Source organism: Ramlibacter ginsenosidimutans (genome assembly GCF_016654015.1).
In the GTDB taxonomy this organism is placed as follows: Bacteria; Pseudomonadota; Gammaproteobacteria; order Burkholderiales; family Burkholderiaceae_C; genus Ramlibacter; species Ramlibacter ginsenosidimutans.
In genome coordinates, this window is record NZ_JAEPWM010000005.1 from 1 (window position 1) to 26,668 (window position 26,668).

Consider the following 26,668-nt stretch of genomic DNA (forward strand, 5'->3'; position numbering starts at 1 on the left):
AGTCAGGACCAGCTCGATGCTGTGGCCGACAGGCTCAACACCCGTCCACGCAAGACCCTTGGCTATAGCACCCCGGCCGATACACTAGCCAAGGCACTGTTGCGGTGACCGGTTGAATCCGCCTCGCAAAGGTTTCGCAGAAGACGCAAAAGGACTTCCATGGAAGGATGAAGGCGGACAGCCGCACGCAAAGCGTGTCCGTTTCACCCATGGCCCTCGCCGAGCCCGGACGCAAAGGTCGCAAATGTTTCGCGAAAGAGCGAAAGGACTTCCATTTGGAGAATGTCTTTTCTGCGTCCTTGGCTGTTTCCTTTTGCGCCCTCTGCGTTCGTTTTCTGTTCCCGCCTCTCTCATATCGTGAGACGACCTTTCATGTTGCAGCGCAACAGAAGGGCGCTTTTTCCCTATGATGGAACCATCGCCTTGGCCTCGCGCCACGTGCCCCGGTTATCAACTCTGGAGAAAGCATGTCGTCCATCCTGATCCTCGGGGCCTCGTATGGCTCCTTGCTCGCGACCCGCCTCGCCATGGCCGGGCACCAGGTTTGCCTGGTGTGCACGCCCGGCACGGCCGACCTGATCAACACCGAGGGAACGCGCGTGCGCTTTCCGGTGCGCGGCCGTGACGCACTGGTCGAGGTCGACAGCCGCAAGCTGCCGGGTTCGGTGCGTGCGGCCGCTCCCGCTGCCGTGCAGCCGGCGAACTTCGATCTCGCGGTGCTCGCCATGCAGGAGTCGCATTACGGCGAAGCGGGCGTGCGGCAGCTGATCGAGCGCCTCGCGCGTGCGCGCACGCCGTCGCTCGCCATCATGAACATGCCGCCCTTGCCGTACCTGCGGCGCATCGACGGTCTGGACGTGGCCGCGCTGGAGCCGTGCTTCACGGACGCTCGCGTGTGGGAAGCGTTCGAGCCGGGCCTGGTGTCGCTCGCCAGTCCCGATCCGCAGGCCTTCCGTCCCGCCGGCGAGGCGAAGAACGTGCTGCAGGTCGGGCTGCCCACCAACTTCAAATGCGCGCCCTTCGCCAGCGAGCCGCACACTGCGTTGCTGCGCCGGCTGGAAGCCGACATCGAGGCGGCGCGCTACGAGGACGGCGGCGAAGCGCTCGAGCTGCCGGTGAAGCTCAAGGTGCACGACTCGCTGTTCGTCCCGTTCGCGAAGTGGCCGATGCTGATGACGGGCAACTACCGCTGCATCGGCGACGACGGCGACGTGAACCCGATCGCGCACGCCGTGCACGACGACATCGAGCTGTCCCGCGCCACCTATGGCTGGGTGTCCGACCTGTGCCTGTCGCTGGGCGCGCAGCCGCAGGACCTGGTGCCGTTCGAGAAGTACGCCACGGCGGCGCGCTCGCTGCAGAAGCCTTCGTCGGTGGCGCGTGCGCTCGCGTCCGGCGCCACGCAGATCGAGCGCGTGGACCTGCTCGTGCAGTCCATCGCGCGGCAGCAGGGCTTCGCACATGCTTCGGTGGACGCCGTGGTGGAGCGAGTGGATGCGGCGCTGCGCCGGAATGCGCAGGCGCTGGAGAAGCAGGCGGCCTGAGCGGAGCCGTCTCGCGGATGGAAGAGGCCGGCGCGCGCCGGCCTTTTCTTTTCCTGCATTGCCGGTGTCTGCGTCGCGCAAAGAGGCGCCCTCTTCGGAGACCTGGGGGCGTCGCGGCAGGCGGCGTGCGGTGCAGGCCCGCTGGGCATCGGTCGGCGGCTGCGCGCGCCGGCTTCCAGGCGATGCCCTTCATGCCGGCCTGCACCGCACGCCGCCTGCCGCGACGATGGACAGTCGGGCCCCTGCGGAAAGAAGACGGGGCGACAGGGCTCTCGTAGGCTGGCGGTGAGCATCGCGAACCCCAGCGATCCAGCGTAGCGCAGCAAGCTGGGGTTCGCCTGCGGCTCACCACCAGCCTACGGTTTCCGCTTCGACCGCCGCAACACTGTTTCCCATGCTGGTCCGGGCCGGAGGGGCGCCGCTGCCGCGCGCCAGCGGCGACAATGCGCAGCTTGCGCTTCCCGTCGGAGCGGCGCATCCAGCGAAGGAGATCCCGTGGACAGCAACACAGTCGCCCTGATCGGGCTGGGTGCGATGGGTCGGGGCATGGCGGCAAGCCTGCGCCGCAAGGGGCACGCGCTGCGCGTGTGCGATGCGCGGCCCGGCGTGGCGCAAGCCTTCGCCGCGGAGGGCGGCGTGGCCTGCGCGACGCCGGCGGATGCGGCCGAGGGCTGCGCCGTCGTGGTGTCGGTGGTCGTCAACGCGCAGCAGACCGAGGACGTCCTGTTCGGCGAGCACGGCGCGGCAGCGCGGATGGCGCCGGGGACCGTGTTCGTGATGTGTTCGACGGTAGACCCGGTCTGGTCCGCCGGCATGGAGCGGCGCCTCGCCGACCTCGGCTTGCTGTACCTCGATGCACCGATTTCCGGCGGCGCCGCGAAAGCCGCGAGCGGCGAGATCACCGTGATGGCGGCGGGTGCACCGGCCGCTTTCTCTGTGGCCGGACCGGTGCTGGACGCGATGGCCGCGAAGGTGTACCGCCTGGGCGACCAGGCGGGCGCGGGCAGCAAGGTCAAGGTGATCAACCAGCTCCTCGCCGGCGTGCACATCGCAGCGGCCGCCGAAGCGATGGCGCTCGGCTTGCGCGAAGGCGTGGATCCGGCAGCGCTGTACGAGGTCATCACCCACAGCGCCGGCAACAGCTGGATGTTCGAGAACCGGATGGCGCACGTGCTGGCCGGCGACTACACGCCGCTGTCGGCCGTCGACATCTTCGTGAAGGACCTCGGCATCGTGCTGGACCTGGCGCGCTCCAGCAAATTCCCGCTGCCGCTCTCGTCGACCGCGCACCAGATGTTCATGCAGGCCTCCAGCGCGGGGCTCGGGCGCGAGGACGACAGCGCGGTGATCAAGATCTTTCCGGGGATCGAACTGCCGGCCGGTCCGAAGTAGCCGCTGCTCGTGCGCCGTTGCCGGGTCCGGCGCGGCTTGTGGCGTACAGCGCAGGCGTGCCGGGCCGCGTCGCCTACTCGCCTTCACAGTAGTCGACGTTGCTGTCCGCGCGGGCCACGTGCCGGAAGCCTTGCGGCCCCGTGCCATCGAGCACTGCGAACTTGCCCGAGTCCGGGTAATGGCACACCTCCGGCTGCAGCATGGTGCTGACGGCCAGCAGCCGCAGCACCGAGGTGCCGGTGTTCACGAACTGGTGTGCGGCCTCGGGGCCGCCAGGCGGGCAGGCCACCACGTCGCCCGCGCGCACGGGAAAGGTCTCGCTGCCCAAGCGCAACTGGCCCTCGCCTTCGATCACGAAGAACATCTCCTCGTTCGCGCGGTGGCTGTGGAAGGGAAAGGCGCTCTTGCCGGGCGCGAGCTCCGTCACGTTGAAGCCCAGCTTCTTCGCGCCGAGCGGGCCGCCCAGCGGCGCCATGCGGCCACCGAAGCGCCCCGCAGGCAGTTCGCTGCCCATCCTGCGCGAGAGATCGACGAGGTCGACGTAGTTCGCATCGGCGATGTTGAGAATGGGGGCGGGCATGCGGCTCCTTCGCTGGTCGTGCACCTGGCGAAAGAATACAGGGCCCAAGCGCGCGAGGGTGGACCCCGCACGACAGCAGCGACTGGTGCCCGTAGGCTGGGGTGACGCAGGAACCCCAGCGATGCGCGAGGCGCTGGGGTTCGCTCGCGCTCACCGCCAGCCTGCGAAGCGTGCGGCGAAGCCCGCCGCCCCCGGTGAGGTTCACTCCGGCAGCGTCGCGCCCGCGTCCCTGCGGTTCACCTCGTAGAACAGGCCGCGCAACCAGCGGTTGGCCGCGTCGTCCTGCATGCGCCGGTGCCAGTACTGCTGCACCTGGATCGTGGGCGGCTTGAACGGCAGCTCGATCGTCTTCAGCGGCACGTGGCGGCCGACCACCGTCGCGATGTCCTGCGGCACGGTGGCGATCAGGTCGCTCCCGGGCAGCAGCGCCAGCAGGCTCATGAAGTGCGACAGCTCCAGCGTGACGTGCCGGTGCCAGCCCTTGTCTTCCAGGAAGCGGTCGAGGAAGTGCTCACGGCCGTCGGGATGCACGACGATGTGGCGCGCGGCGAGGTACTGCTTCAATGTCATGCGCGCGCCCGCGGCGTCGTTGCGGGCGCAGGCGATGCAGACGTAGGAGGTCTTGAACAGCGCCTGCTGGAAGTAGCCGGCTTTCTGCAGGTCGGGGAAGAAGCCCACCGCGAGTTCCGCATCGCCCGCTTCCAGCGCCGCCGCCGCAGCTTCGCGCGGCTTGGAGACAGCCTGCAACTTCACGTGCGGCGCCTCGTGGCGCAGCCGGCGCAGCACGCCGGGCAGGAAGGCGACCTCGCCGATGTCCGGCATCAGGATCGCGAAGCTGCGCTGCGCGCTCGCGGGCTCGAAGCCGGCGGGCTGCAGGATTTCCGCGCGGATGGTGTCCACCACGCGGCGCACGGCTGGTGCGAGCTCCAGCGCCCGCGGCGTAGGCTCCATCTGAGCGCCGGCGCGCACGAACAGGGCGTCGTCGAACTGCGAGCGCAGCCGCGCGAGCGCCGCGCTGGTCGCCGGCTGGCTCAGGCCGATCGCTTCGGCCGTGCGGTTCACGCTCCGGTGCCGCGCCATCGCGTCGAACACGACGAGCAGGTTCAGGTCGACCTCGCGAATATCCATGGCATGGATTCTATGTATCCACGGCATCGGCTGTTCAGATAAGCCGGCGCTGCCTAGCATGCGCTCCGGAGACAGACATTGAGCCAGCACAAACATCATCCCGGCTGCGCCTGCGGCATCGACGCGCACGCCCACGTGGTGCCGGAGAACTTCCCGGCCTACATGGGCAGCAAGGCGCCGGCCGACTGGCCGGCCATGGCGGCCGCGCAGGCCTGCCACCGCAACGTGATGATTTCGGGCAAGGTGTACCGCACCGTCTCCGACCGCTGCTGGGACACGGCCAAGCGCATCGCCGACCTGCCGGAGATGGGACTCGCGCTGCAGGTCGTATCGCCGATGCCGGAGCTGCTCTCGTACTGGATGCAGCCGGCGGACGCACAGCAGCTGCTGCGCTTCCTCAACGACCAGATCGCGGGCATGGTGGCCGAGAGCGGCGGCGCGCTCGCGGGCCTGGGCGCCGTGCCGCTGCAGGACATCGATCTTGCGATCCGCGAACTCGAATACGTGGTGAAGGTGCTGGGTTTCCCGGGCGTGGAGATCGGCAGCAACATCAACGGCGAACCGATAGGCGCGCCGAAGTTCGACCCCTTCTTCGAAGCCTGCGAGGCCCTGGGCGCCTGCGTGTTCGTGCATGCGATCCGCCCGGCGGGCATGGACCGCCTCGTGGGACCACCCGCCTTGCAGCAGGTGCTGGCCTATCCGGGCGACGTCGGCCTGGCCGCCGCATCGGTGATCACGAGCAACCTGCTGCCGCGGCGGCCCAAGCTGCGCATCGCGTTCAGCCACGGCGGCGGCACGCTGGGCCTGCTGCTGCCGCGCCTGCAACAGGGCTGGGGCGTGTTCCCAGCGCTGAAGGAGCAGGTGAGCGAGGCGCCCGCGGAGCAGGCGCGCCGACTCTTCTACGACACGCTGGTGTTCGACGAGCACGCGCTGCGCTACCTGGTGCAGGCCTTCGGGCCCACCCAGCTGCTGGTCGGCACCGACTATCCCTTCAACTTCCATGACCGCACGCCGGTGCAGCGCATCGAGGCCGCGGGCTTCGATGCGGACACGACGGCGCTGCTGGTGCATGGCAACGCCGAGCGCTTCCTCGCCCGGCAGAAAGTGACGACCCCATGAGTTCTCCCTGGATCGCGGGCCTGCGCAGCGTGGAGCTGTTCGTGCCCGACCTCGCCCGGGCCGAAGCCTTCTACACGCAGACCTGGCATCTCGAAGTGGCGCACCGGTCCGACGATGCGCTGTACTTGCGCGGCAGCGGCACCGACGACCACCTGCTGGCGCTGCGCCGCGGCGGCGAGGTGCCGCAGATCCGGCAGGTCACGCTGCGCGCACGCAGCCGCGAGGCGCTGGATGCGGTGCGGGCGAACGTGGTGAAGGCCGGCGGCAGGATCCTCGCCGAAGCCCACGAGCTCACGCGCAATCCTGCCGGCGGCATCGGCATCAAGTTCCAGGACCCGCACGGCCGCACTTTCCAGGTGGTGCACGGCGATGCACGCCGGCAGGAGAGCGCGCCCGTGCAGGACCGGCCGATCCGCCTCACGCACGTCGTGCTGAACAGCCATGCCGTCGACGAGACGCAGAAGTTCCTGCAGGACGCGCTGGGCTTCCGCCTTGCGGACCGCACCGGGATCATGGCCTTCATGAACTGCGACCGCGACCACCACACGATCGCGATCGGCATCTCCGACAACGACGCGCTGAACCACATCGCCTTCCTGATGCCGGACTTCGAGTCCGTGATGCGTGGCGGCGGCCGCATGCGCGATGCGGGCTTCCCCATCCAGTGGGGCCCCGGCCGGCATGGTCCCGGCAACAACCTCTTCAACTATTTCATCGACCCGTTCGGCGTCGTGATCGAGTACACGGCGGACGTGGAGCAGATCGACGAGCGCTACGAAGCGCATGGCCCCGATTACTGGAAGTGGCCGCCCGGCCGCGTCGACCAGTGGGGCATCTCGCCGCCGCCCTCCGACACGCTGAAGGCCGCGCAGAAGCGCGTGTTCTTCGCCCCCAACCCCTGATCCCCGACAGAGAGACGCCCATGAAATTCACCACCTACCTGCGCGACGGCGCGCCCCGCCTCGCCCTGGTCGACGGCAGCGACCTGATCGACCTGAACGATGCCAACGCGAAGACGCCGTCCGACCTGCGCCTGGCGCTGAAGGCCGGCGTGGACCTGCAGGCCGCCGGCGCCGCCGCGCTGAAGGACAAGGCCAGGCGCGTGCCGCTCGGCTCCGTCACGCTGGCGCCGCTGGTGCCCGAGCCCGGCAAGATCGTGTGCCTCGGCCTCAACTACTACGACCACGCCAAGGAGGGCGGGCGCGAGAAGCCGGACTATCCCTGGTTCTTCTTCCGTGCGGCGTCCTCGCTCGTCGCGCATGGCGAGCCTGGCCTGCTGCCGCTGGTGTCGTCCAAGTTCGACTACGAGGCGGAACTCGCCGTCGTGATCGGCAAGACCGTGCCGCGCCACACGAAGCAGGCCGACGCGCTGCAGTACGTGTTCGGCTACAGCTGCTTCAACGACATGAGCGTGCGCGACTACCAGAAGCGAACGCCGCAGTGGACCATCGGCAAGAACTTCGACGCCACCGGCGGCTTCGGCCCGCACCTGGTCACGGCCGACGAACTCGCGCCCGGTGCGACGGGCCTGCGCATCCGCTCGCTGCTCAATGGGAAGGTGATGCAGGACGCGAACACAGACGACATGATCTTCAGCGTCGCCGAGACCATCGCGCTGCTCGCCGACGTGCTGACGCTGGAGCCGGGCGACGTGATCGTGATGGGCACGCCCGCCGGCGTGGGCCAGGCGCGCACGCCGCCCGTGTGGATGAAGGCCGGCGACACGATCGTGATCGACATCGAGAAGGTGGGGGCGCTGTCCAACCCCATCGTCGCGGAAGCAGCGTGAACAACCGCGTGTACGACGTCGCCATCGTCGGCTACGGCCCCAGCGGGGTCGTGGCCGCGGGCCTGCTCGGGCAGGCCGGCCTGAACGTCTACGCCTGCGACAAGCTGCCGGGCGTGTACGAGATCCCGCGCGCGGTGGCGCTGGACCACGAGATCATGCGCGTGTTCCAGCAGCTGGGCCTGGTCGATGCGATCCAGTCTTTCACCGAGCCCTTCACGCCTTCCGAGTACTTCGGCGTGGACGGCCAGTTGATCCGCCGCATGACCATGGTGGAGCCGCCCTTCCCGCAGGGGTACACGCCATCGATGGTGTTCAGCCAGCCGGCGGTGGAGCGGGTGCTGCGCGAGCGCGTCGCGCAGATGCGCAACGTGCGCGTGGAGCTGTCCGCCGAAGTCGTGGACCTGCAGCAGGACGCGCAGGGCGCGACGCTGCACGTGCGCGGGCCGGGCGAGCAGCTGCGCAGCGTGCGTGCGCGCTGCGTCATCGCCTGCGACGGCGGCTCCAGCTTCGTGCGCACGGTGCTCGACCTGCCGCTGGAAGACCTGGACTTCGACGAGCCCTGGCTGGTGGTGGACGTGCTCGTGAACGAGCGCGGCCTGGCCAAGCTGCCCAAGGTGAGCGTGCAGTACTGCGAGCCGGAGCGCCCGTGCACGCTGGTGATCGGCCCGAAGAACCATAGACGCTGGGAGATCTCCCTGAAGCCTGGAGAAGACCCCAGGCAGGCGGCGACGCCGGAGCAGGCCTGGGCGTTCCTGGCGCGCTGGCTCACGCCGCGAGACGGCACGCTCTGGCGGCAGGCAAGCTACCGCTTCCATGCGCTGGTCGCCGAGCGTTGGCGCGAAGGGCGTGTGTTCCTGGCCGGGGACGCCGCGCACATGCAGCCGCCCTTCCTCGGGCAAGGCATGTGCCAGGGCATCCGCGACGTGGCGAACCTCTCGTGGAAGCTGGCCTCCGTGCTGCGCGGCGAGGTCGAAGGCACGGCCGCCGAGGCGCTCCTGGACAGTTACGGCCACGAACGCAAGGCGCACGTGCGCGAGCTCACCAGCCGCATCAAGGGCGTGGGCGCGGTGATCTGCGAGCGCGATCTCGCCAAGGCGCGGGCGCGCGACGCGAAGCTGCTCGCCGACTGCGGCGGCGTCGTGAAGGACACGCCGCGCCAGGACATCCTGCCGCGGCTGGAGACCGGCTTCCTCGCCGCGCAGGAAACGACGGGCCGCGGCACGCTGTTCCCGCAGCCGCGCCTGGCTTCCTCCGGCGCGCTGATGGACCATGCGGTCGGTGGCGGCTGGCGCCTGGTGTTCGCGTCCGATGCGGAGATCCCGAACGACCTGCCAGTCGGCATCACTGTCGTCGCGCTCGCGCGCACGCCGGAGGCCGACGGCGTGGTCGCGCGCTGGATGCAGGCGCACGGCTGCCGCGCGGCGCTGGTCCGGCCGGACCACTACGTCTTCGGCACCGCGCGCACTGCGGCGGAGACTTCGCAGCTGCTGGCCGAATGGCAGCAGCGCTGGACGCAGGGCTTCGCGCAGCGCGAGGCGGCGCTCGCCTGAGCGGGCAGGATCACCAACGGCATCAAGGAGACAGAGCGATGAAAAGACGAGAGTTCATGCAGGCCGCCGCGGCGGCATCCCTTGCCGCTTACGCCGGCACCGCCGCCCGCGCGCAGGCCTGGCCCGACAAGCCGGTGCGCCTCATCGTGGCGCAGCCGGCCGGCTCCGGCCCCGACGCCATTGCGCGCATGGTCGGCGAGCAGCTCTCGCAGCGCTGGAAGCAGGCGGTCGTGGTGGACAACAAGCCGGGCGGCCAGAACGCGATCGGCGCGCAGGCGGCGGCGCGTTCCGCGCCGGACGGCTACAACTTCTACTTCGCCACCTCCGCGGCGCTGGTCACCAATCCCTACCTGTTCAAGTCGCTGCCTTACGACCCGCAGAAGGACTTCACGCCGGTGGGCATGATCGGCCGCGTGCCCTTCGTGCTGGCCGTGAACACGGCCTCGCCCGCGAAGACGCTGCAGGAGTTCATCGCCGAAGCCAAGGCGAACCCGGGCAAGGTGACGATCGCCAACGAGGGACCCAAGACCTTCGGCGGCATGATGACGCGCCTGTTCGGCTCGCAGGCCGGCCTGCAGGTGAACAGCGTGCCTTACGTGTCCATCGGCGCCGCCGTCACGCAGACCGTGGGCGGCCAGACCGAAGCCGTGATGGGCGACGTGCCGGCGCTGATCCAGATGATCAAGGCCGGCCGCCTGCGCCCGATCGCGGTCACCACGGCCAGGCCGGTCGCGGGCCTGGAGACCGTGCCTTCGCTGGCGGAAGTGGTCCCGGGCTTCGACTACGCGGGCTTCATGGCGATCGTCGCGCCGGCGGGGACGCCGGCCGCGGCGATCCAGCGCTTCAACCGCGACCTCGACGCTGTGCTGTCCGACAAGGAGATGGCCGCCAAGCTGCTCGCGGTCGGCCCGATGACCGAAGGCGCCGGTGCCCCGGAACAGATGGCCGCGTTCCTGCAGGCCGAGCACACCCGCTGGGGCAAGCTGACCAAGGACATCGGCATCCTGCCGGAGTGATCCTGCGCGGGGCGCCAGGCAAACACCAACAGCCGGACGCAGAGGACGCAGAGGTTTCGCAGAGGACGCAGAAGAACATCCATTGAAAATGGAAGTCCTTCCGCGTCCTTCTGCGTCCTTTCGCTCTTCTGCGACCTCTGCGTCCGGCTGTCCGCTTTCCGTCGGTCCTCCATCCAGCAGGCGTTCCCGCTTGCGCGAACCGCCTCCGTCCTGCATCCTCGGGGCGCCGCCCGAGCGCGGCACCCCTTCCCAGTTTCACGGAGACACGCGCAATGATCCAGACCCGCCCCTTGTTCGAGATCCGCCTGCAGGTGCCCCAGGTCCTCGACATCGGCGACACGCCGCTCGGCCGGCGCCGCATCGCCACGGTCACGGGCGGTGAGTTCCAGGGAGAGCGCCTGCGCGGCACCGTGGTGGGCGCGCCCGGCGGCGACTGGCTGCTCCAGCGCAACGACGGCGTGACGGTGCTCGACGTGCGCGTGCTGCTGCGCACGCACGACGGCGAGCACATCTACATGTCCTACCGCGGCCTGCGCCATGGTCCCGCCGACGTGATGGCGCGGCTGGCAGCCGGCGAGACCGTGGATCCGGCGAGCTACTACTTCCGCATCGCGCCTGTGTTCGAGACCGCGGCGAAGAACTACGCGTGGCTCAACAAGATCGTTGCCGTCGGCACGGGCCGGCGCGAGGCGAGCGGGCCGATCTATACCGTCGAAGAAGTGCTGTAGCGGCTCACGCGAGCCGCTGCGCCACGAGGCGGCCAAGCGCCGCGAACAGCTCGTCCTGTTGCTGCGCAGTAGGCTTGCCGCCTTGCACGTAGGCGGCCACCACGACAGGCGCGCCGCCCGGCGTCCAGGCCACGGCGATGTCGCCCGACGCATCGCTGCCGTTGTTGCCGGTCTTGTCGCCCGCGCGCCAGTGGGGCGGCAGGCCGGCGCGCAGCTTCTTCGTGCCGGTCTGGCAGGCGACCAGCCAGCCGACGAGCAGATCGCGCGAGGCCGCGGAGAGCACGTCGCCGGTCGCGAGCCGCGAAAGGCTGTGCGCCATGGCGGCCGGCGTGGTCGTGTCGTGCGGGTTGCCGGGCTGCGTGCGATTGAGCTCCGGCTCGTTGTGGTCCAGGCGCGAAGCGCGGTCGCCGAGCTTGCGCCAGAACGCGGTCAGCGCCTGCGGTCCACCGCACTCGCGCAGCAGCAGGTTCGCGCAGGTGTTGTCGCTGAGTTCGACCGCCGCCTTGCACATGGCGGCCACGGTCATCGTGCCTTCGGAGAGATGCGCCTTGGCGACGGGTGCGTACGAAAGCATGTCGGCCTCGGCGAACGGGACCAGCCGGTCCAGCCGTTCCCGTCCCGCATCGACCCGGGCGAGCACCAGTCCCGCCAGCGAAGCCTTGAACGTGCTGCACATCGCGAAGCGCTCGCTCGCGCGCCAGGACAGCTGGCGTCCGGTGGAGAGGTTGGTGGCGAGGAAGCCCGCGCGTCCTCCGGTCTTGCGCTCGTAGTCCGAGACGAAGGAGGGGGCGGGGGTCGCGAGGGCGGGTTGGAGGAAGAGGGCGGTGCTCGCTGCCAGCACGATGCGCCGCGACACAGGCGTGGATTCCATGCTCCGGTTTTTAGCATGGCTCGGTCCGCGCACGCCGGCGGTGCAGCAGCGCGCACCGGCACGCATACTCTCGTGCCATGGACGCCTTGATCACCGCCTCCGCGCGTGCGCTCGCCGCCGGCGACACGCTCGGCGCGCTCAAGCGCGTGGCGCTGCGCGAGGATCCGCCGGCGCTCGCGCTGCGCGGCATCGCGATGGCGCAGCTGGGCGAGCATGCGCGGGCGCGCGAGCTCCTGCGCCGCGCGCAGCGTGGCTTCGGTGCGCGCGAGGAGCTCGCGCGGGCGCGCTGCGTATTGGCCGATGCGGAGGTGGCGCTCGCGATGCGTGACCTGCGCGCGCCGCCGCGACTGCTGGTCACCACGGCCGCGACGCTGGAGCAGCACGGCGATCGCGCCAATGCGATGCATGCGCGGCTGGTGGCGACGCGCCGCTTCCTGCTGCTGGGCCGCCTCGCCGATGCCGCGGCGACCCTGGAGTCGGTCGATCCGCGTGGCCTGCCGCCCTCGCTGGCCGCCGTGGCGGAGCTCGCGGCGGCCGACCTGGCGCTGCGTTCGCTGCGCTGCGCAGCCGCGCGCGCCGCGCTTGCGCGGGCAGAGCAGGCCGCGTACCGCGCCGGCATCGCACCGCTGATCGCCGAAGTCGCCGAGGCGAGGTCCGCGCTCGAGCGGCCCGCCGCCCGCCGCCTGCAAGCCGGCGCTGCCCAGCCGCTGCGTCTCGACGAGGTCGAGGCCTTGCTCGCATCCGGAGCTCTGGTGCTCGACGCATGCAGGCGCGGCCTGGCCTGCGGCGGCGCGTGGCAAGCGCTGGCGCGCCGGCCCATCCTGTTCGCGCTCGCCCGCGAGCTCGCCGAAGCCTGGCCGAACGATGTCGAGCGCGATGCCCTGATCGCCTCCGCGTTCCGCACGCGCCGGCCCGACGAGACGCATCGCGCGCGCCTGCGCGTGGAGATCGGGCGGCTGCGCGCGCTCGTGCGCCCCATGGCCGGCATCGAGGCGACCACACGCGGCTTCGTGCTGCAGCCGCGCAGCGCAGCGGAGGTCGTCGTCATCGCTCCGCCCATGGACGGCGAGCAGGCCGCCGTGCTGGCGCTGCTGGCCGATGGCTCGGCGTGGTCCACGTCGGCCCTGGCGCTCGCGCTGGACGCCAGCCAGCGCACCGTGCAGCGCGCCATGGCGGAGCTGGAGTCCGCCGGCCAGGTCCGCGCGATCGGCCAGGCGCGCGCGCGGCGCTGGCTGGCGCCGCGCCTGGTGGATTTCACGACAATCTTGTTACTCCCCGCTTCGCTGCCCGGTGCGTAGAGTCCTCCCATCGACAACGAAAGGACCTAGAGATGAACACCCTGACCCGCAGCAAGCCGCCCGAGGCAACGGCGCGTCCCGCAGAGATCGTCCGTGAGTTCGGCCCGTTCCCGTCGGCCAAGGTCGCCGGCGTGAGCTTCGACGGGACCCACCTCTGGGCCGCCACGGGCGAGCGGCTGCTGGCCATCGATCCGGACAGCGGCGAGGTCGTGCGCACCCTGGAGCGCACCTGCGATGCAGGAACCGCCTTCGACGGCAAGCATCTGTGGCAGATCGCCGAGTCGCGCATCGACCGGATCGACCCTGCCACCGGCGACGTGCTGGCCTCCATTCCTGCACCGGCGGGCGGCGGCGACTCGGGCCTCACCTGGGCCGAGGGCAGCCTGTGGGTCGGCAACTACCGCGGCCGCAAGATCCACCAGATCGATCCGGCCACGGGCGCGATCCTGCGCACCATCGAGTCCAACCGCTTCGTCACGGGCGTCACCTGGGTCGATGGCGAGCTGTGGCACGGCACCTGGGAAGAGGACCTGAGCGAGCTGCGCCGCATCGACGCGGACAGCGGCGAAGTCCTCACGCGCCTGGAGATGCCGCCCGGAACCAACGTGAGCGGCCTCGAGTCCGACGGCGCCGATCTCCTGTACTGCGGCAGCGGGCCCAGCGGGAAGGTGCGCGCCGTGCGCCGTCCCCGCACGCAGCGCACCTAGTCATTCCCTCGTTTGCATGCGGCGGCCCGCACCGGGCCGGGCCGCCGCATGCACCGACCGTTTCTCAACCGGCTCGACGAGCCACAAGGAGCACACCATGAGCACCATCACCCCGCAAGCCGACACGGCCGCGCATCGCGTCGTCTCCGATGCGAACTGGACCGAGCAACGCAGGAAACTGCTCGAACGCGAAAAGGAGTTGACGCGCCTGCACGACCAGGTCGCGAGCGAGCGCCGCGCGCTGCCGTGGCGGCGCATCACGAAGCCCTACCTGTTCGACACACCCGACGGTCCGCGCACGCTCGCGCAGCTGTTCGGTGATCGCCGCCAGCTGGTGCTTCAGCACTTCATGTTCGGACCCGGCTGGGAGCAGGGCTGCCCCAGCTGCTCGTACATGGCCGACCACACCGACGGCATGACGATCCACCTCGCGCATCGCGACATCGGCTTCGTCGCCGTCTCGCGCGCGCCGCTGCCGGACCTCCTGCGTTTTCGCGAGCGCATGGGCTGGAAGTTCGACTGGGTGTCCTCGGCGCCGAGCGACTTCAACTTCGACTTCGGCGTGAGCTTCACGCAGGAAGAGCTCGCCACCGGCGAGGTCCTCTACAACTACCGCAAGGGCTACTTCCCCGCCGAGGAAGCACCCGGCATCAGCGTGTTCTTCCGGGACGACGCGGGGGACGTGTTCCACACCTATTCCACCTTCGGCCGCGGCGTCGAAGCCATGATGGGCGCCTATGTGCTGATGGACCTCACGCCCAAGGGCCGCGACGAACGCGACGTGTTCTACAAGATGGAGTGGGTGCGGCACCATGACCGCTACGAGCCCGGGCGCGCCTTCGAGCCGGCGCCGGAGAAAGTGGCAGTCCCCGTGGCGGCCTGCCCGCACTGCGAAGCCTGAGCACGGGCGCGGGGAGCGGACATGGTCTCCATGTGGCCCTGGCTGGCGGTGGCGGCGGCGGGCGCGGTGCATGGGTTGAATCCGGCCACGGGCTGGGCACTCGCCGCCGCGCGGGCGCCAGCTCGCGCGGGCCTGCTGCGCGCGCTGGCGCCGATCGCCCTGGGGCACCTTGCCTCCGTTGCGATGGTGGCGGCCGCGGTCCCTGCGGCCCTGCAGCTGGGCGTCGCGTTCCATCCGCTCCTGCTCCAGGGCGTGGCCGCCGCCTGGCTGCTCGCCCTCGGCGTGCGCCACTGGCGAGCGCGCGATGCCGGCAGGGCGTGTGCGCCCTGGGCGCGCACGGGCGTCGCACTCTGGTCCTTCATCGCCGGCACCGCGCACGGTGCAGGATGGATGCTGGTGCCCGCGCTGGCTTCGGTCTGCGGCGCGGACGGTGCCGCGCGCCAGATCACGGCATCGGGATCGATGGCGCTGGCGCTCGCTGCGGTGGGCGTGCATCTGGCGGCGATGTTCGTCACGATGGCGCTCGTCGCGGCCAGCGCCCGGGTGGGCACGCGGGCCGCCCGGGCCTGGCTGCGCTCGCGCGCGCGGCGTGAGGCCCCCGTGTAGGCTGGTGGTGAGCCGCAGGCGAACCCCAGCTCGCTGCGCCACGCTGGATCGCTGGGGTTCGCTTCGCTCACCGCAAGCCTACGGGGCCCGGGTGAGCCGGCGCAACTGGCGAACCCCGCTGAGGTCCTAAGTTCCCAAGGTCGTGCCAGAGCGGCGCAGCGGCCGGACGGAGGCGCGCAAAGGGCCCGCACTGGCGCCGTTCGGGCATAGGATCGCGGGGTTGCAACGAGGACCGGCAGGCGATGGACGAGCTCCGACACGATGGGACCGCGGCAAGGCGCGAGGACGACCGCTTCACCACCGGCCACGGCGAGTACACCGACGACTTCGCATGCCCGGACGCGTTGCACGCGGTGTTCGTCCGCTCTCCCTATCCCAGCGCGCGCATCCGTGCGATCGACGCCGCAGCGGCGCTGGCGCACGAACAGGTCGTTGCCGTGCTGACGGGCGCGGACGTCGCGGCCGACAGGCTGGGCGAGGGCGCGGCGCCGTTCAAATTCCCGCAGGGCGACGGCAGCTTCGCGCTCGAGACGCCGCGGCCCTTGCTGGCGCAAGAGCATGTGCGCTTCGTCGGCGAGCCGGTGGCGATGGTGCTGGCGCGCACGTTTGCCGCTGCACAGGACGCCGCCGAGCAGGTCGCGGTCGACTACGAGGACCAGCCGTGCGTCACGGAACCTGCCGCCGCGCGCGTGCCGCAGGCGCCGCTGGTGTGGGCAGACCGGCCCGGCAACATCGCGTACCACTGGCGCCATGGCGACGCCGCGGGGGTCGAGGCGGCACTTGCGGGGTCTGCGCGCGTGGTGCGCCTCACCTCCTCCGTGAGCCGCGTCGCCGCCATGCCGATGGAGCCGCGCGCCGCCGTCGCGTCCACAGGCGAGGACGGCCGCCTCGTGGTGCGGCTGTCGCACCAGAGTCCCCACCAGTTCCGCGACGACCTGGCGAAGCTGTTCGCTTGTGCGCCCGCGGACCTGCGGGTGCTGGTGCGCGACGTGGGCGGGTCCTTCGGCATGAAGTCAGGCAGCCTGCGCGAGGAACTGGCGGTGTGCTGGGCGGCGCGTCGGCTCGGCCAGGCCGTGCGCTGGACCGCGTCACGCAGCGAGACCTTCCTGTCGGACGAACACGCGCGCGACCTCGTCATCCACGCCGAACTGGGCCTCGACGCGAATGCGCGCTTCACCGCACTGCGCATCCGCTACGACGTGAACGTGGGCGCGACCATGTCCTGGCGCTCGACCGCCCCGGTCAACAACATCGGCGGCATCTCGGGCGTGTACGACATTCCGCAAACCGCCGCCGAGGTGCTCGGCGTCTTCACGCACACGCAGCCCACCGCACCTTACCGCGGCGCCGGCCGCCCCGACGCGACCTATGCCATCGAACGCATCATCGACGTGGCGGCGGCGGAAACGGGGATCGATCCCGCCGAACTGCGCCGACGCAACCTCGTGCCCGCGAGTGCGATGCCGTATCGCACCAGCTTCCGCTTCGAATACGACTGCGGCGACTTCGCACGCAACCTCGACAAGGCACTGCAGCTGGCCGACTACCCAGGCTTCGCGGAACGCCGCGCGGAGTCGAAGCGGCGCGGCCTGCTGCGCGGCATCGGCATCGCCATGCCCATCGAAATGGCAGGCGGCATGCTGTCGGACAACGCGCGGCTGTTCGTGAACGCCGACGGCACGGTCACGCTGCGGGTCGGCTCGATGTCCGTGGGCCAGGGGCACGAGACCGCCTTGTCGCGGCTGGTGGCGCAGGCACTGGATCTGCCGATGGCGCACGTGCGCTACGAGCAGGGCGACACCGACCTGCTCGCCACGGGCCGCGGCAACGGCGGCTCGTCCGCGCTCATCCAGGGCGGATCCGCGCTGAAGAGTGCGAGAGAGCACCTGCTCGAGAACGCGCGCAACGCCGCGGCGCGCAGCCTGGAGGCGCACGTACTCGATCTCGAGTACGCCGGGGGCGTGTTCGCCGTGCGTGGCACCGACCGGAGGGTGAGTCTCGCCGAACTCGCACGCGACGGCGAAACCATCGAAGGCCTGGGCATGTTCAAGCCGGAGCGTCCCACTTTCCCCAACGGATGCCACCTGTGCGAGGTGGAGGTCGATCCGGCGACCGGAGCGGTCAGGCCGCTGCGCTATGTGAGCGTGGAGGACGTCGGCCGCGTGCTGAACCCGGCGTTCGTCGAAGGCCAGATCCAGGGCGGCGTGGCGCAGGGCCTCGGGCAGGCCTTGCTGGAGCAGGTCTGCTTCGATGACCACGGGCAACTGCTGACCGGCTCGTTCATGGACTATGCGATGCCGCGCGCCGACGACGTGCCGGCGATCACCAGCGTCAACCTCGAGACGCCGACGGCGCTGAATCCGCTGGGCGTGAAAGGCGTCGGCGAGGCCGGGACGGTGGGCGCCCTCAGCGCGACGATGAACGCCGTCTGCAATGCACTGATGCCCGCAGGCGTGCGCCATCTCGACATGCCGGCGACACCGATGCGCGTGTGGCAGGCCTTGCAGGAGGCGAGCGGCGCGGCGGGGCGCTTCGGCGGCGCGTAGGCGCGCCGGTCAGTCGGCGGCCCTCACTCCGCCCGGATGCCCGCCGCCTTCACGATGCCGCCCCACTTGTCGTATTCGGACAGGAAGAAGCGCTTGAATTCCTCCGGCGTGCCGCCGCGCACCACCGCGCCCTGCGTCGCCAGCGTCTCGCGCAGTTCGCTTTCCTTCAGCACGGCGTTGGTCGCCTGCGATAGCTTCTCGACGATCGCCGGCGGCGTTCCGGCAGGCGCCAGCAGCCCGAACCAGGTGCCCGCGTCGAACCCGCTCACGCCCGCCTGCTGCATCGTCGGCACGTCCGGCAACTGCGGCGAGCGTTCGGTGGAGGTGATGGCCAGCGGCCGCAGCTTGCCGGCCTTCACCAGCGGCGCAGACGTGCTGAAGACGTCGAACATCAGGTCGATCTGGCCGCCCACCAGGTCCACGAGCGCGGGGCCGCTGCCCTTGTAGGGGACGTGCACCATGTCCACCTTCGCGAGGCGCTTGAAGTATTCGCCGGCCAGGTGGGCCGCGCTGCCGGTACCGAACGAGCCGTAACTGAGCTTGCCGGGCCGGGCCTGCGCCTCGCGGATCAGGTCGGCCACGCTGTTGACGGCCAGCCCGGGCTTGACGACCAGGAGCAGAGGTTGCGTCGCGACCAGCGTGATCGGCTCGAAGCCCTTGATCGGGTCGTAGGCCAGCTTGGCATAGGTGTGCGGCGTCACGGTCAGCGGGCCCGCTGCGCTGAACAGCAGCGTATAGCCGTCTGCGGGTGACTTGGCCGCGATCTCGTGGCCGACGGCGCCGCCCGCACCGGCGCGGTTGTCGACGATGACCTGCTGGCCGAGCCGCGCCGACAGCGACCGCGCGACCAGGCGGGCGGTCTGGTCCGTGGAGCCGCCCGTGGCATAGGGCACGATCATGCGGATCGGCTTGTCCGGGTACCCTTCGGCCAGCGCGGCTCCGTGCGATGCGAGCCCGGCAGCCGCGAGCGCCAGCGCGCCAGTGATGCGTCCGAGCGTGCGGCGGGAAAACTTGCGGGGGTCCTGCTTCATGCTTGTCTCCATGGTTGTTCGTTCACCGCTGCCCCGCGGCGCGCTTCAAAGGCGCGGGTCGCGGATACCGTAGGGCGCACCCCAGGCGAGGGAGTCCAGCGTGTGGCCCGAGGGCATGTATTCGCAGCCGATCCAGCGCTCCCATCCCAGCTTCTCGATCTGCGCGAACAGCCACGCGAAATGGATCTCGCCGGGACCGGGCTCGTGGCGGCCCGGCACGTTGCCGATCTGGATGTGGCCGATGTGCGGCCAGGCAGCCTGCAGGTGATCGGTGATCGCGCCTTCCTCCATCTGCACGTGGAAGGTGTCGAAGCACAGCTTCACGTTGGGGCGCCCGACCTGCTCGATCACCTGCACGCCCTCGTCGATGCGGTGGTACAGGAACTGCGGGAAGCGCGCACGGCAGCAGGGCTCCAGGATCAGCGTGATGCCGGCAGCCCCGGCGACGTCCGCCGCCCAGGCGATGTTCTCGATGAACAGGTCCATGCAACGGCGCCGGTCCAGCTCGGGCGTCATGTTGCCCGGCATGACGTGGATCATGGGGCGTCCCACCTGCACTGCGTACACCACGGCGTCATGGATGCTGCGGCGAAACGCCTCCTTGCGGCCAGGCAGGGCGGCCAGGCCGCGCTCGCCGCCGTCCCAGTCGAACGGCGACAGGATCTGCACGAGCTGCAGGCCGTTGTCGTCCAGGCGTGCGGCGATCTCCTTGGCGGGAGTCCCGTACGGGAATGCCACTTCCACGCCGCGGAAGCCGGCCGCCGCCGCGGCGGCGTAGCGAACGGGCATGGGCAGCTCGGTGAAGAGCCAGCGCAGGTTGGGGTCGAAGCGAAGCATTCCTGTTGCAGCCCCGGTCATCGCGAAGCCACCGGCTCGGACGCGGTGGCGCGCACGCGCCCCAGTTCGTCGCCGAAGCGCATCTTCATCACTTCCTCCAGGCCGGCATCGGCCGGTGCCACGATGCCGCCGCCGCGCACGTGGTACGCAGCCGCATCGGCCAGCCCCGGCGGCGTGCCGCCGGCGGCCAGCGTCTTCGCCGCATCCAGCATGAAGCGGCGGAACTGCGCCACGCCGATGTCGGTCGGGCCCAGCAGCTCGCGCGTGCGGTCGGCGATGCGGCCCTGGCTGTCCTGGATCGCCGCGTCCTGTTCCGACACGCCAACGATGCCGGTGAAGTTCTCGGACCTCTGCATGCGGCGGTCGATCAGGTAGTCGTTGCCGCGATGGCGCAGCGGCATCCAGTTGGCGTCCATCTCGGGGTACACGGCGCCGCCGCTGCGGTAGCTCGCGCGCTCTTCGTCCGTGAGCGGGCGCGTCGGGTTCCACGAGTACACGTAGATCCAGCAGGACTCGTCGTCGATCGGGATCCAGGTCTGGCCGTGGTAGGTCTGGCCCTCGGTCGCGCTGGGCGTGTAGCCGTGGGCGGGCATCAGGTACTGGGCGATGCGCCAGTAGTGCTCGCCGGGCCCGGCGCGGCGCGAGGCCGCGAGCACCAGGCCGCTGCCGTGCTTGCGCACCTCGTAGCGCGGGCGCGCATCGTCGCGCATCCATCGCACGTGGTCCGCGCTCATGGTCTTCTGCGAGTAGCCGCGCGTCGCGCGAGCCGCCTTTTCGGCGAGCTCGTCGTCCCCGGACGCGACGGGCTGGTGCAGGAAGGAGAAGTGCGCCGTGTCGACGCCGCCTTCGGCGGCCTGGGCCCAGTTGCACTCCTGGAATTTCTTGGAGACATGCCGGTGCGACGCGGGCAGCAGCGCGAATTCCATCTGGGGCAGTTCCGGCGCGGGCTGGCGCGCGCCCATGTAGGCCCACACGAAGTCGCCCCACTCGCGCGTGGGATAGGCCCGGATGCGGGCCTTCTCGCCCAGGCGCGCCGCCGTCTCGGAGGGCATCGTCGGCATGTCGAGGCACTCGCCACGGGCGTCGAATTTCCAGCCGTGGTACGCGCAGCGGATGCCGCCGCCTTCGTTGCGGCCGAAGAAGAGATTCGCGCCGCGGTGCGAACAGCGGGGCTCGATCAGGGCCACCGTGCCCTCGCTGTCCCGAAACGCGATCAGCTCCTCGCCCAGCACCTTCACGCGCACCGGCGGGCCATCGCGTTCCGGCACTTCCTGCGACAGCAGCACCGGGATCCAGTAGCTGCGGAACAGCTCGCCCATGGGCGTGCCCGCGTTCGTGCGCGTCAGCATCAGGTTGTCTTCATGACTCAGCATGTCCGTCTCTCCTATTCGTCACGGCGCCTGTTCTGCGCGCACCCAGCGGGCGGCGAGCGCGTCCGCATTCCTCACCAGCACCCCCAGGTCCGACCCCAGGCACACCACGTTCGCACCAGCGTCCACGTACATCGCGGCCTGCGCCTCAGCAGCCAGGATGCCGGCCGCCTTGCCGGCCGCCCGGATACGCCGCACGCCGTCGAGCGCTGCTTCGACGACCTGCGGGTGCGTAGCCTGCGCGAGATGGCCCATGTCGGTCGCGAGGTCCACCGGGCCGATGAACAGGCCGTCGACTCCATCCACCGCGCAGATCGCGTCGAGATTGCGCAAGCCTTCGGCGCTCTCGATCTGGAGCAGCAGGCAGACACGGTCAGCCGCCACCGCGTAGTAGTCGGCATGCCGGCCGTAGCCGGTCGCACGGACGCTGCCGCCCACGCCGCGAATGCCGTGCGGCGGGTAGCGCACCGCACGCACGGCCGCACGCGCCTCTTCCGCCGTCCGGATGTTGGGCACCATCACGGTGTCGATGGCCAGGTCCAGCACCGGCTTGAACAGGACCGGGTCCAGCGAGGGCATGCGCACGAGGCATTGCGTCGTGCTCGCCGCCAGCGCGAGCGCCTGCGTGTACAGCGTGGGCAGGCTGGTGGGCGTGTGCTCGGCGTCGAACATCAGGAAGTCGAAGCCGCAGGAGGAGAGCGCTTCCGCCGTCTGTGCGGTGAGCGACATGCAGAACAGTCCGAACTGCGGCTCGCCGCGCAGCAGCTTCTGCTTGAACGGGTTCACGGCAGGTACTGGCATCGGTCGGTGCGGCGTGCTCATTCCGGCTTCAGGCCCGCGTCGGCCGTGAACTGGCCCCACAGCGCGATCTGCGACTTCACGTAGTCCTCCAGCTCGCCGGGCGTGCTGCCGAAGATCTCTATGCCCAGCTGCGCCCCGCGTTCGCGCAGGTCGGGCCGCTGCAGCACGGCCACCAGCGCCTTGTTGATCCGGTTGACGATGGGGGCGGGCGTGCCGGCCGGGGCGAACATGCCGAACCAGGCGACCACGTTGAAACCCGGGAAGCCCGCTTCCGTCATGGTGGGTACGTCAGGCAGCGAGGGGAAGCGCTTGTCCGCCAGCACGGCCAGGGCGCGCATCCTGCCCGATTTCACCAGCGCCGCGGCCGCGGCCATGTCGACGAAGGCGAACTGCAACTGCCCGCCCAGCAGGGCCGTGGTGATCTGCGGTGAGCTCTTGTACGGCACGCGCAGGAACTCCACGCCCGCCGTCTTGCCCAGCTTGCTGCCCGACACCATGCCGAAGCTGTTCGCCGCTCCATAGCTCACGGAGTTGGGCGCCTTGCCCGCGGCGTCGACCAGGTCCTTCATCGTCTGGAACGGGCTGGTTGCGGGCACCAGGACGAAGAAGGTGAGGTTGCCCATCTTGCTGATGGGTGCGAAGTCCTTCACCGGGTCGTACGGCAGGTCCTTGACCAGGTGAGGATTGGCCGCATGCGTCGTATTCGTGGTGAGGAGAAGGGTCGAGCCATCGGGTTTCGCACGCGCGACGGCCTGCGCCGCGAGGATGCCGTTGGCGCCCGGCTTGTTGTCGATGACGGTGTTGACTCCGAGTGCGGCGCCGAGGTGCTGCGCGACCAGGCGCGCATAGACGTCGGTGCCGCTGCCCGGACCGAAGGGCAGCACGATGCGGATCGGGCCCTCGATGCTGTCGGCCTGCGCAAAGGCGCGGCACGCCACCGATGCCATCGCTGCGACCAACAGATCGCGCCGGCGCAGGTCCGGCGCGCGGCGCTTGTCTCTCTTTGTCATGGAATCGGGCTCCGTGGGGTCCGCCCATCATGGGCAGCGAAGTGCGCACGGGCAATCGATATTTCCGCGCACAATGTGAGGAAACCTCACAGCTCGCCGATGCAGAAACTGCCGCCGCTGAACTCGCTCAAGGCCTTCGATGCGGCCGCGCGCCACCTGAGCTTCACGGCGGCCGCCACTGAGCTCTATGTCACCCACGGCGCGGTCAGCCGCCAGATTGCTGCCCTTGAACAGGAGCTGAAAGTGGCGCTGTTCGTCCGTGGTGCCCGTGGACTGAAGCTCACGGCGGAAGGCGCGCAGTTCGCGCGCGGCGTCGGCACTGCCTTCGACACGTTGCGCTCGGCCGTGGCCCAGGTGCGGCAGGAAGGGCCTGCCGAGGACCTGCGGGTGAGCGTCCCGCCGACGCTGGCGATGCGCTGGCTGATCCCGCGCATGTCGGAGCTGCTCCGCGCGCACCCGCGGCTGCGCATCGATCTCACGACGTCAACGGAGCCGGTGGATTTCGAGGCGGGCGAATACGACGCGGCCATCCGCCGCATCCGTCAGGTCCCGCGGGGCCTGCTGGCGACACGCTTCCTCGACGCGCGCCCGGTGCCCGTCTGCAGTCCCGCTTACCAGGAGCAGCATCGCCTGCGCGGGCCTGCTGACCTGCGCCGGGCGACGCTGATCCTCACGCGCTCGGAGCCGCGGGCCTGGCCCGACTGGCTGCGCGCCAACGGGGTGCAGCGGCCCGCTTCGGCCCACACCATCGCATTCGAGCAGCTCTATTTCGCCTTGCAGGCCGCGCTCGACTCGCTGGGCGTGGCGCTGGCGCCTGCTGCGCTGGTGCAGGAGGAAATCCAGCGACGCCGGCTCTGCGCCCTGGCGCAACCCGACGGACCGGTGTCGCCGTCCTATGCCTTGCTGTCGCCCAAGGTGTCGGTCCACGGTGAAGCGATCCGCACCTTCGGCGAATGGTTGAAGGCGGCAGCCGGGACTTGAACTGCAGCCGTGCCCTGAGGGCGGCGCCCGGTGCCGCCCTTATGCCCCAGTCATCGCCCGTTGCGCCAGCTTCCGCTTCGCATAGGGCACCAGCCCGCCCGCCGCGATGATCTGCAGCGCCGTCGCCGAAAGCGGGGTCGCCTGCAGGACCTGCCCGGTGTCCACATTCGTGATGCGCGCTGCCTCGAGGTCCACCTCGAGCTGCTGGCCGGTCTGCACGGCCTGCGCGATGCCGGGACACACCAGCACCGGGAAGGCGTTGTTGATCGCGTTGCGCAGGAAGAAGCGCGCGAACGAGTCGGCGATGACCAGCTTCACGCCCGCACCGCGCAGCGCGAACACCGGGCCTTCCACCGTCTTGCCGCCGCCGCCGAAGTTCACGCCGGCGACGACGATCCCGTACTCGCCCGCCTGGGCCCGCGCCGAGAAGGCAGGGTCCAGGTCGGCAAACGCCGCCTTGGCGAGCTCCGCATCGGAGAGCGCATTGGAGCTCTTGAAGCGCGTCGGCATGATCTCCAGCGCCTTCACGTCGTCGCCGACGCGGTAGGCGCCGGCACGGATGGTGTCAGGCATGGGCCAGCTCCTGGGGCGCGGGTGCGAGGGTGCGCGGATCGGTGATGACGCCGCACACGGCGGAGGCCGCGACAGTCTGCGGCGAGCCGAGATAGACGAAGGAATCGGGGCTGCCCATGCGGCCCTTCATGTTGCGGTTGCCCGAGCTGATCGCCACTTCGCCCGCGCCGAGCACGCCGCTGTGCTCGCCCATGCACGGGCCGCACCCGGGCGGGAACACGAGGGCGCCTGCTTCCGACAGCGTGGCGATGTGGCCCGCCCCGAGCGCGCGCTGGTACACCTCGCGCGATGCCGGCACGACCACGAAGCGCACGCCTGGCGCAACCTTGCGGCCCGAGACGATCGCCGCGGCGGCCGCGAGGTCTTCGAAGCGGCCGTTGGTGCAGGTGCCGATGAAGGCTTCGTTGATCGCCTGGCCGGCTTGCGATGCGACGCTGTGGATGTTGTCCAGCGCATGCGGGCACGCCAGCAGCGGCTCCAGCGCGCCGAGGTCCACGTCGATGAGGTCCTCGTAGCGGCAATCCGGATCGCTGTACAGCGGCGTGAACTCCCGCTGCGCGCGCGCGGCGGCGTACTCCAGCGTGACCTCGTCCGGCTCGAAGATGGCCGACTTCGCGCCCATGTCCGAGCAGTAGTTGGTGATCGTGAAACGCGCGTCCATCGACAGCGCCGCCACGCCGGGGCCGCCGATCTCGATGGTCTTGTAGATCGCCTTGCGCTCGTAGCCGAGCAGCTTCATCAGGTGCAGGGCGACGTCCTTGGTCGTCACGCCGTGCCGCAGCGCGCCGCGCAGGTTGATGCGGATCGTCGCCGGCACGACGAGCCAGATCTCCCCCAGCGCCGCGGCCACCGCGGCGTCGGTCTGGCCGACACCGATCACGACCGCGCCCATGGCGCCGCCCGTGGGCGTGTGCGACTCGTTCATCACCACCAGCTCGCCGGGGAGCACGAGACCGCGCTCGGGCATCACCACGTGCATGATGCCGCTGCCGACGTCGAACAGGTTCTTCACCTCGTACTTCTTCGCCGCCTTCCGGATCGCCGCATGCACGTCGGCGATCGCCACGGTCTGGGCCGGGCTCTGGTGGTCCAGCGTGAACGCGACCCGCGCCGGATCGAACAGCTGGTCGCTGCCGAGGGTGCCGATCGTGTTGAACACCAGCTTGCCCTGCAGGTCCATGCTGGCGACCTGGTCCACCTTGCAGTCCAGGAACTGGCCCGGCGTCACCGCGTCCAGTCCCGCCGCGCGGGCCAGGATCTTTTCCGTGATGGTCATGCCCATGGCAGGGTCCTCATTGCGCGGCGATGTGCGCCTGCTGGATGGTCGCGGCCCACTTGGCCGAATCCTGCTGGATCACGCTCGCGAACTGCGCGGGCGTGGTCGCGGCGGGCGCCTGCAGGCCGAGCATCTCGTAGCGGCTGCGCAGCGCCGGATCCTTCAGCACTTCGGCCACGTCCTTCTGCAGCTTGTCGATCACTTCCTTCGGCATATGGGCCGGGCCGACCAGGCCGAACCAGTTGCTGAAGTTGTACTTGGTCAGGCCGGCCTCGGCCATCGTCGGCACGTCGGGCAGCAGCGGCGAGCGCTTGGTGCCCAGCACCGCCAGCGGCTTGAGCTTGCCGCCCTTGATCTGCGGCACCACTTGCGAGGCGGCGTCGAAGTCCAGCTGCGTCTGGCCGCCCAGCACCGCATTCACGGCGTCCGCCGTGCCCTTGTAGGGGACCAGGTTCAGGTCGACGCCGGCTTCGTTCTCGAACAGGGCGGCCGCCAGGTGCGGCGCACCGCCGTTGCCGGAAGTGGCGCTGGTGATCGTGCCCGGCTTCGCCTTGGCGGCGGCGATCAGTTCCTTGACATTGTGGAACGGTGCGTTCGGCTGCGTCACCAGCACGAAGTCCACACCGGCGGTCTGCGCGATCGGGGCGAAGTCCTTCACGGGGTCGAACTTCATGTTCTTGTACAGGTGCTGGTTCACCGTCAGGTTGCCTGCGGTGGCCATCAGCAGCGTGTAGCCGTCGGCGGGCGACCTGGCGACGTATTCGGAACCGATCACGCCCGCGGCGCCGGGCTTGTTCTCGACGATCACCTGCTGGCCCCACCTGGTGGTGAGCTTCTCGGCGATCATGCGCGCCACCACGTCGGTGGGGCCGCCCGGCGTGAACGCCACGACGATCTTCACGGGCTTGTCCGGCCAGGAGCCTTGCGCCACGGCGGTGGAGGCGAGGGTGCCGAGGGCGAATGCGGCGAGCACGGCTTTCGCCAGCGTGCGACGTTGGTACTGCATGGTGTCTC

The 26,668-nt window shown here is 70.1% G+C and carries 25 protein-coding genes and 1 pseudogene; 15 read left to right on the forward strand and 11 right to left on the reverse strand.

Going from position 1 to position 26,668, the window contains the following annotated elements; translation table 11 throughout:
* The 3 genes and pseudogenes from JJB11_RS13040 to ltnD form a co-directional block, all read left to right on the forward strand.
* A pseudogene (locus JJB11_RS13040) lies at positions 1 to 108 on the forward strand (IS30 family transposase); the annotation flags it as partial.
* A 359-nt stretch (positions 109 to 467) separates the two neighbouring features.
* Complete coding sequence (locus tag JJB11_RS13045) at positions 468 to 1,544, forward strand: ketopantoate reductase family protein (protein ID WP_201171693.1); 1,077 nt, start codon at positions 468 to 470, stop codon at positions 1,542 to 1,544.
* A 495-nt stretch (positions 1,545 to 2,039) separates the two neighbouring features.
* Entirely contained in the window at positions 2,040 to 2,936 is an 897-nt protein-coding gene (ltnD, locus tag JJB11_RS13050) for an L-threonate dehydrogenase (protein WP_340643152.1), read from the forward strand.
* 73 nt (positions 2,937 to 3,009) lie between these two features.
* On the opposite strand, the gene JJB11_RS13055 is transcribed toward ltnD, so the two are convergent.
* Positions 3,010 to 3,516 (reverse strand): cupin domain-containing protein, encoded by a 507-nt coding sequence (locus tag JJB11_RS13055; protein WP_201171706.1) that lies wholly within the window; start codon positions 3,514 to 3,516, stop codon positions 3,010 to 3,012.
* Positions 3,517 to 3,717: 201 nt separating this feature from the next.
* On the reverse strand, positions 3,718 to 4,644 hold the full coding sequence (locus JJB11_RS13060; protein ID WP_201171708.1) for a LysR family transcriptional regulator: 927 nt from the start codon (positions 4,642 to 4,644) through the stop codon (positions 3,718 to 3,720).
* A gap of 78 nt (positions 4,645 to 4,722) precedes the next feature.
* On the opposite strand from JJB11_RS13060, the gene JJB11_RS13065 reads away from it, so the two are divergent.
* The 6 genes from JJB11_RS13065 (at position 4,723) to JJB11_RS13090 (ending at position 10,846) form a co-directional block, all read left to right on the forward strand.
* Positions 4,723 to 5,763 carry an amidohydrolase family protein gene (locus JJB11_RS13065; RefSeq protein ID WP_201964816.1) on the forward strand — a complete coding sequence of 347 codons (1,041 nt, stop codon included), beginning with the start codon at positions 4,723 to 4,725 and terminating at the stop codon, positions 5,761 to 5,763.
* Entirely contained in the window at positions 5,760 to 6,665 is a 906-nt protein-coding gene (locus JJB11_RS13070) for a VOC family protein (RefSeq protein WP_201171715.1), read from the forward strand. Before JJB11_RS13065 ends, JJB11_RS13070 begins: the two co-directional genes overlap by 4 nt.
* A 20-nt stretch (positions 6,666 to 6,685) precedes the next feature.
* A complete protein-coding gene (locus JJB11_RS26010; RefSeq protein ID WP_201171717.1) occupies positions 6,686 to 7,552 on the forward strand; it encodes a fumarylacetoacetate hydrolase family protein in 867 nt (288 codons plus the stop codon).
* Complete coding sequence (locus JJB11_RS13080) at positions 7,549 to 9,102, forward strand: bifunctional 3-(3-hydroxy-phenyl)propionate/3-hydroxycinnamic acid hydroxylase (protein ID WP_201964817.1); 1,554 nt, start codon at positions 7,549 to 7,551, stop codon at positions 9,100 to 9,102. The genes JJB11_RS26010 and JJB11_RS13080 overlap by 4 nt, the downstream gene beginning before the upstream one ends.
* Before the next feature lie 38 nt (positions 9,103 to 9,140).
* A complete protein-coding gene (locus JJB11_RS13085) occupies positions 9,141 to 10,118 on the forward strand; it encodes a Bug family tripartite tricarboxylate transporter substrate binding protein (RefSeq protein WP_201171719.1) in 978 nt (325 codons plus the stop codon).
* A gap of 272 nt (positions 10,119 to 10,390) precedes the next feature.
* Entirely contained in the window at positions 10,391 to 10,846 is a 456-nt protein-coding gene (locus JJB11_RS13090; RefSeq protein WP_201171721.1) for a DUF3237 domain-containing protein, read from the forward strand.
* A gap of 4 nt (positions 10,847 to 10,850) precedes the next feature.
* Here the strand turns inward: JJB11_RS13090 and bla are convergent, their stop codons facing one another.
* Positions 10,851 to 11,717, reverse strand: coding sequence for a class A beta-lactamase (gene bla / locus JJB11_RS13095; protein ID WP_201171723.1), 867 nt, complete (start codon positions 11,715 to 11,717; stop codon positions 10,851 to 10,853).
* A 77-nt stretch (positions 11,718 to 11,794) separates the two neighbouring features.
* On the opposite strand from bla, the gene JJB11_RS13100 reads away from it, so the two are divergent.
* From JJB11_RS13100 to JJB11_RS13120, 5 genes are all read left to right on the forward strand, one after another.
* Positions 11,795 to 13,015: a helix-turn-helix domain-containing protein gene (locus JJB11_RS13100; protein ID WP_201171725.1), complete on the forward strand. Its 1,221-nt coding sequence runs from the start codon at positions 11,795 to 11,797 to the stop codon at positions 13,013 to 13,015.
* A gap of 32 nt (positions 13,016 to 13,047) precedes the next feature.
* Entirely contained in the window at positions 13,048 to 13,722 is a 675-nt protein-coding gene (locus tag JJB11_RS13105) for a Vgb family protein (RefSeq protein ID WP_201171727.1), read from the forward strand.
* A 97-nt stretch (positions 13,723 to 13,819) separates the two neighbouring features.
* Entirely contained in the window at positions 13,820 to 14,623 is an 804-nt protein-coding gene (locus JJB11_RS13110) for a DUF899 domain-containing protein (protein WP_201171729.1), read from the forward strand.
* 21 nt (positions 14,624 to 14,644) lie between these two features.
* Complete coding sequence (locus JJB11_RS13115) at positions 14,645 to 15,229, forward strand: hypothetical protein (RefSeq protein WP_201171730.1); 585 nt, start codon at positions 14,645 to 14,647, stop codon at positions 15,227 to 15,229.
* A 242-nt stretch (positions 15,230 to 15,471) separates the two neighbouring features.
* Positions 15,472 to 17,775, forward strand: coding sequence for a xanthine dehydrogenase family protein molybdopterin-binding subunit (locus JJB11_RS13120; protein ID WP_201171731.1), 2,304 nt, complete (start codon positions 15,472 to 15,474; stop codon positions 17,773 to 17,775).
* A 23-nt stretch (positions 17,776 to 17,798) separates the two neighbouring features.
* Here the strand turns inward: JJB11_RS13120 and JJB11_RS13125 are convergent, their stop codons facing one another.
* Genes JJB11_RS13125 through JJB11_RS13145 form a run of 5 tightly spaced genes read right to left on the reverse strand, consistent with a single transcriptional unit; the run spans position 17,799 to position 22,824 of the window.
* Positions 17,799 to 18,806, reverse strand: a complete 1,008-nt coding sequence (locus JJB11_RS13125; RefSeq protein WP_201171732.1) for a Bug family tripartite tricarboxylate transporter substrate binding protein — start codon at positions 18,804 to 18,806, stop codon at positions 17,799 to 17,801.
* A 45-nt stretch (positions 18,807 to 18,851) separates the two neighbouring features.
* Complete coding sequence (locus JJB11_RS13130; protein WP_201171733.1) at positions 18,852 to 19,643, reverse strand: hydroxypyruvate isomerase family protein; 792 nt, start codon at positions 19,641 to 19,643, stop codon at positions 18,852 to 18,854.
* Positions 19,644 to 19,660: 17 nt separating this feature from the next.
* Positions 19,661 to 21,016, reverse strand: coding sequence for a Rieske 2Fe-2S domain-containing protein (locus JJB11_RS13135; protein ID WP_201171740.1), 1,356 nt, complete (start codon positions 21,014 to 21,016; stop codon positions 19,661 to 19,663).
* An 18-nt stretch (positions 21,017 to 21,034) separates the two neighbouring features.
* Complete coding sequence (locus tag JJB11_RS13140; RefSeq protein ID WP_201964818.1) at positions 21,035 to 21,799, reverse strand: aldolase/citrate lyase family protein; 765 nt, start codon at positions 21,797 to 21,799, stop codon at positions 21,035 to 21,037.
* Between the two features lie 32 nt (positions 21,800 to 21,831).
* Positions 21,832 to 22,824, reverse strand: a complete 993-nt coding sequence (locus JJB11_RS13145; protein WP_201171743.1) for a Bug family tripartite tricarboxylate transporter substrate binding protein — start codon at positions 22,822 to 22,824, stop codon at positions 21,832 to 21,834.
* Positions 22,825 to 22,923: 99 nt separating this feature from the next.
* Here JJB11_RS13145 and JJB11_RS13150 point away from each other — a divergent pair, with 99 nt between their 5' ends.
* On the forward strand, positions 22,924 to 23,805 hold the full coding sequence (locus JJB11_RS13150) for a LysR substrate-binding domain-containing protein (RefSeq protein WP_201171745.1): 882 nt from the start codon (positions 22,924 to 22,926) through the stop codon (positions 23,803 to 23,805).
* Between the two features lie 39 nt (positions 23,806 to 23,844).
* Here JJB11_RS13150 and JJB11_RS13155 read toward each other — a convergent pair whose 3' ends face one another.
* Genes JJB11_RS13155 through JJB11_RS13165 form a run of 3 tightly spaced genes read right to left on the reverse strand, consistent with a single transcriptional unit; the run spans position 23,845 to position 26,660 of the window.
* Complete coding sequence (locus tag JJB11_RS13155; RefSeq protein ID WP_201171752.1) at positions 23,845 to 24,378, reverse strand: LeuD/DmdB family oxidoreductase small subunit; 534 nt, start codon at positions 24,376 to 24,378, stop codon at positions 23,845 to 23,847.
* On the reverse strand, positions 24,371 to 25,654 hold the full coding sequence (locus JJB11_RS13160) for a 3-isopropylmalate dehydratase large subunit (RefSeq protein WP_207190007.1): 1,284 nt from the start codon (positions 25,652 to 25,654) through the stop codon (positions 24,371 to 24,373). Before JJB11_RS13160 ends, JJB11_RS13155 begins: the two co-directional genes overlap by 8 nt.
* A gap of 16 nt (positions 25,655 to 25,670) precedes the next feature.
* Positions 25,671 to 26,660: a Bug family tripartite tricarboxylate transporter substrate binding protein gene (locus JJB11_RS13165; RefSeq protein ID WP_201171756.1), complete on the reverse strand. Its 990-nt coding sequence runs from the start codon at positions 26,658 to 26,660 to the stop codon at positions 25,671 to 25,673.
* Between the last annotated feature and the right edge of the window lie 8 nt (positions 26,661 to 26,668).

Coding starts and splice junctions, on each gene's coding strand:
- JJB11_RS13135 (WP_201171740.1), bottom strand. CDS start 21,016: ATGCTGAGTCATGAAGACAACCTGATGCTGACGCGCACGAACGCGGGC.
- JJB11_RS13085 (WP_201171719.1), top strand. CDS start 9,141: ATGAAAAGACGAGAGTTCATGCAGGCCGCCGCGGCGGCATCCCTTGCC.
- JJB11_RS13150 (WP_201171745.1), top strand. CDS start 22,924: ATGCAGAAACTGCCGCCGCTGAACTCGCTCAAGGCCTTCGATGCGGCC.
- JJB11_RS13145 (WP_201171743.1), bottom strand. CDS start 22,824: ATGACAAAGAGAGACAAGCGCCGCGCGCCGGACCTGCGCCGGCGCGAT.
- JJB11_RS13045 (WP_201171693.1), top strand. CDS start 468: ATGTCGTCCATCCTGATCCTCGGGGCCTCGTATGGCTCCTTGCTCGCG.
- bla (WP_201171723.1), bottom strand. CDS start 11,717: ATGGAATCCACGCCTGTGTCGCGGCGCATCGTGCTGGCAGCGAGCACC.
- JJB11_RS13105 (WP_201171727.1), top strand. CDS start 13,048: ATGAACACCCTGACCCGCAGCAAGCCGCCCGAGGCAACGGCGCGTCCC.
- JJB11_RS13110 (WP_201171729.1), top strand. CDS start 13,820: ATGAGCACCATCACCCCGCAAGCCGACACGGCCGCGCATCGCGTCGTC.
- JJB11_RS13070 (WP_201171715.1), top strand. CDS start 5,760: ATGAGTTCTCCCTGGATCGCGGGCCTGCGCAGCGTGGAGCTGTTCGTG.
- JJB11_RS13100 (WP_201171725.1), top strand. CDS start 11,795: ATGGACGCCTTGATCACCGCCTCCGCGCGTGCGCTCGCCGCCGGCGAC.
- JJB11_RS13165 (WP_201171756.1), bottom strand. CDS start 26,660: ATGCAGTACCAACGTCGCACGCTGGCGAAAGCCGTGCTCGCCGCATTC.
- JJB11_RS13060 (WP_201171708.1), bottom strand. CDS start 4,644: ATGGATATTCGCGAGGTCGACCTGAACCTGCTCGTCGTGTTCGACGCG.
- JJB11_RS13155 (WP_201171752.1), bottom strand. CDS start 24,378: ATGCCTGACACCATCCGTGCCGGCGCCTACCGCGTCGGCGACGACGTG.
- JJB11_RS13120 (WP_201171731.1), top strand. CDS start 15,472: ATGGACGAGCTCCGACACGATGGGACCGCGGCAAGGCGCGAGGACGAC.
- JJB11_RS13090 (WP_201171721.1), top strand. CDS start 10,391: ATGATCCAGACCCGCCCCTTGTTCGAGATCCGCCTGCAGGTGCCCCAG.
- JJB11_RS13125 (WP_201171732.1), bottom strand. CDS start 18,806: ATGAAGCAGGACCCCCGCAAGTTTTCCCGCCGCACGCTCGGACGCATC.
- JJB11_RS13160 (WP_207190007.1), bottom strand. CDS start 25,654: ATGACCATCACGGAAAAGATCCTGGCCCGCGCGGCGGGACTGGACGCG.
- JJB11_RS13115 (WP_201171730.1), top strand. CDS start 14,645: ATGGTCTCCATGTGGCCCTGGCTGGCGGTGGCGGCGGCGGGCGCGGTG.
- JJB11_RS26010 (WP_201171717.1), top strand. CDS start 6,686: ATGAAATTCACCACCTACCTGCGCGACGGCGCGCCCCGCCTCGCCCTG.
- JJB11_RS13055 (WP_201171706.1), bottom strand. CDS start 3,516: ATGCCCGCCCCCATTCTCAACATCGCCGATGCGAACTACGTCGACCTC.
- JJB11_RS13130 (WP_201171733.1), bottom strand. CDS start 19,643: ATGCTTCGCTTCGACCCCAACCTGCGCTGGCTCTTCACCGAGCTGCCC.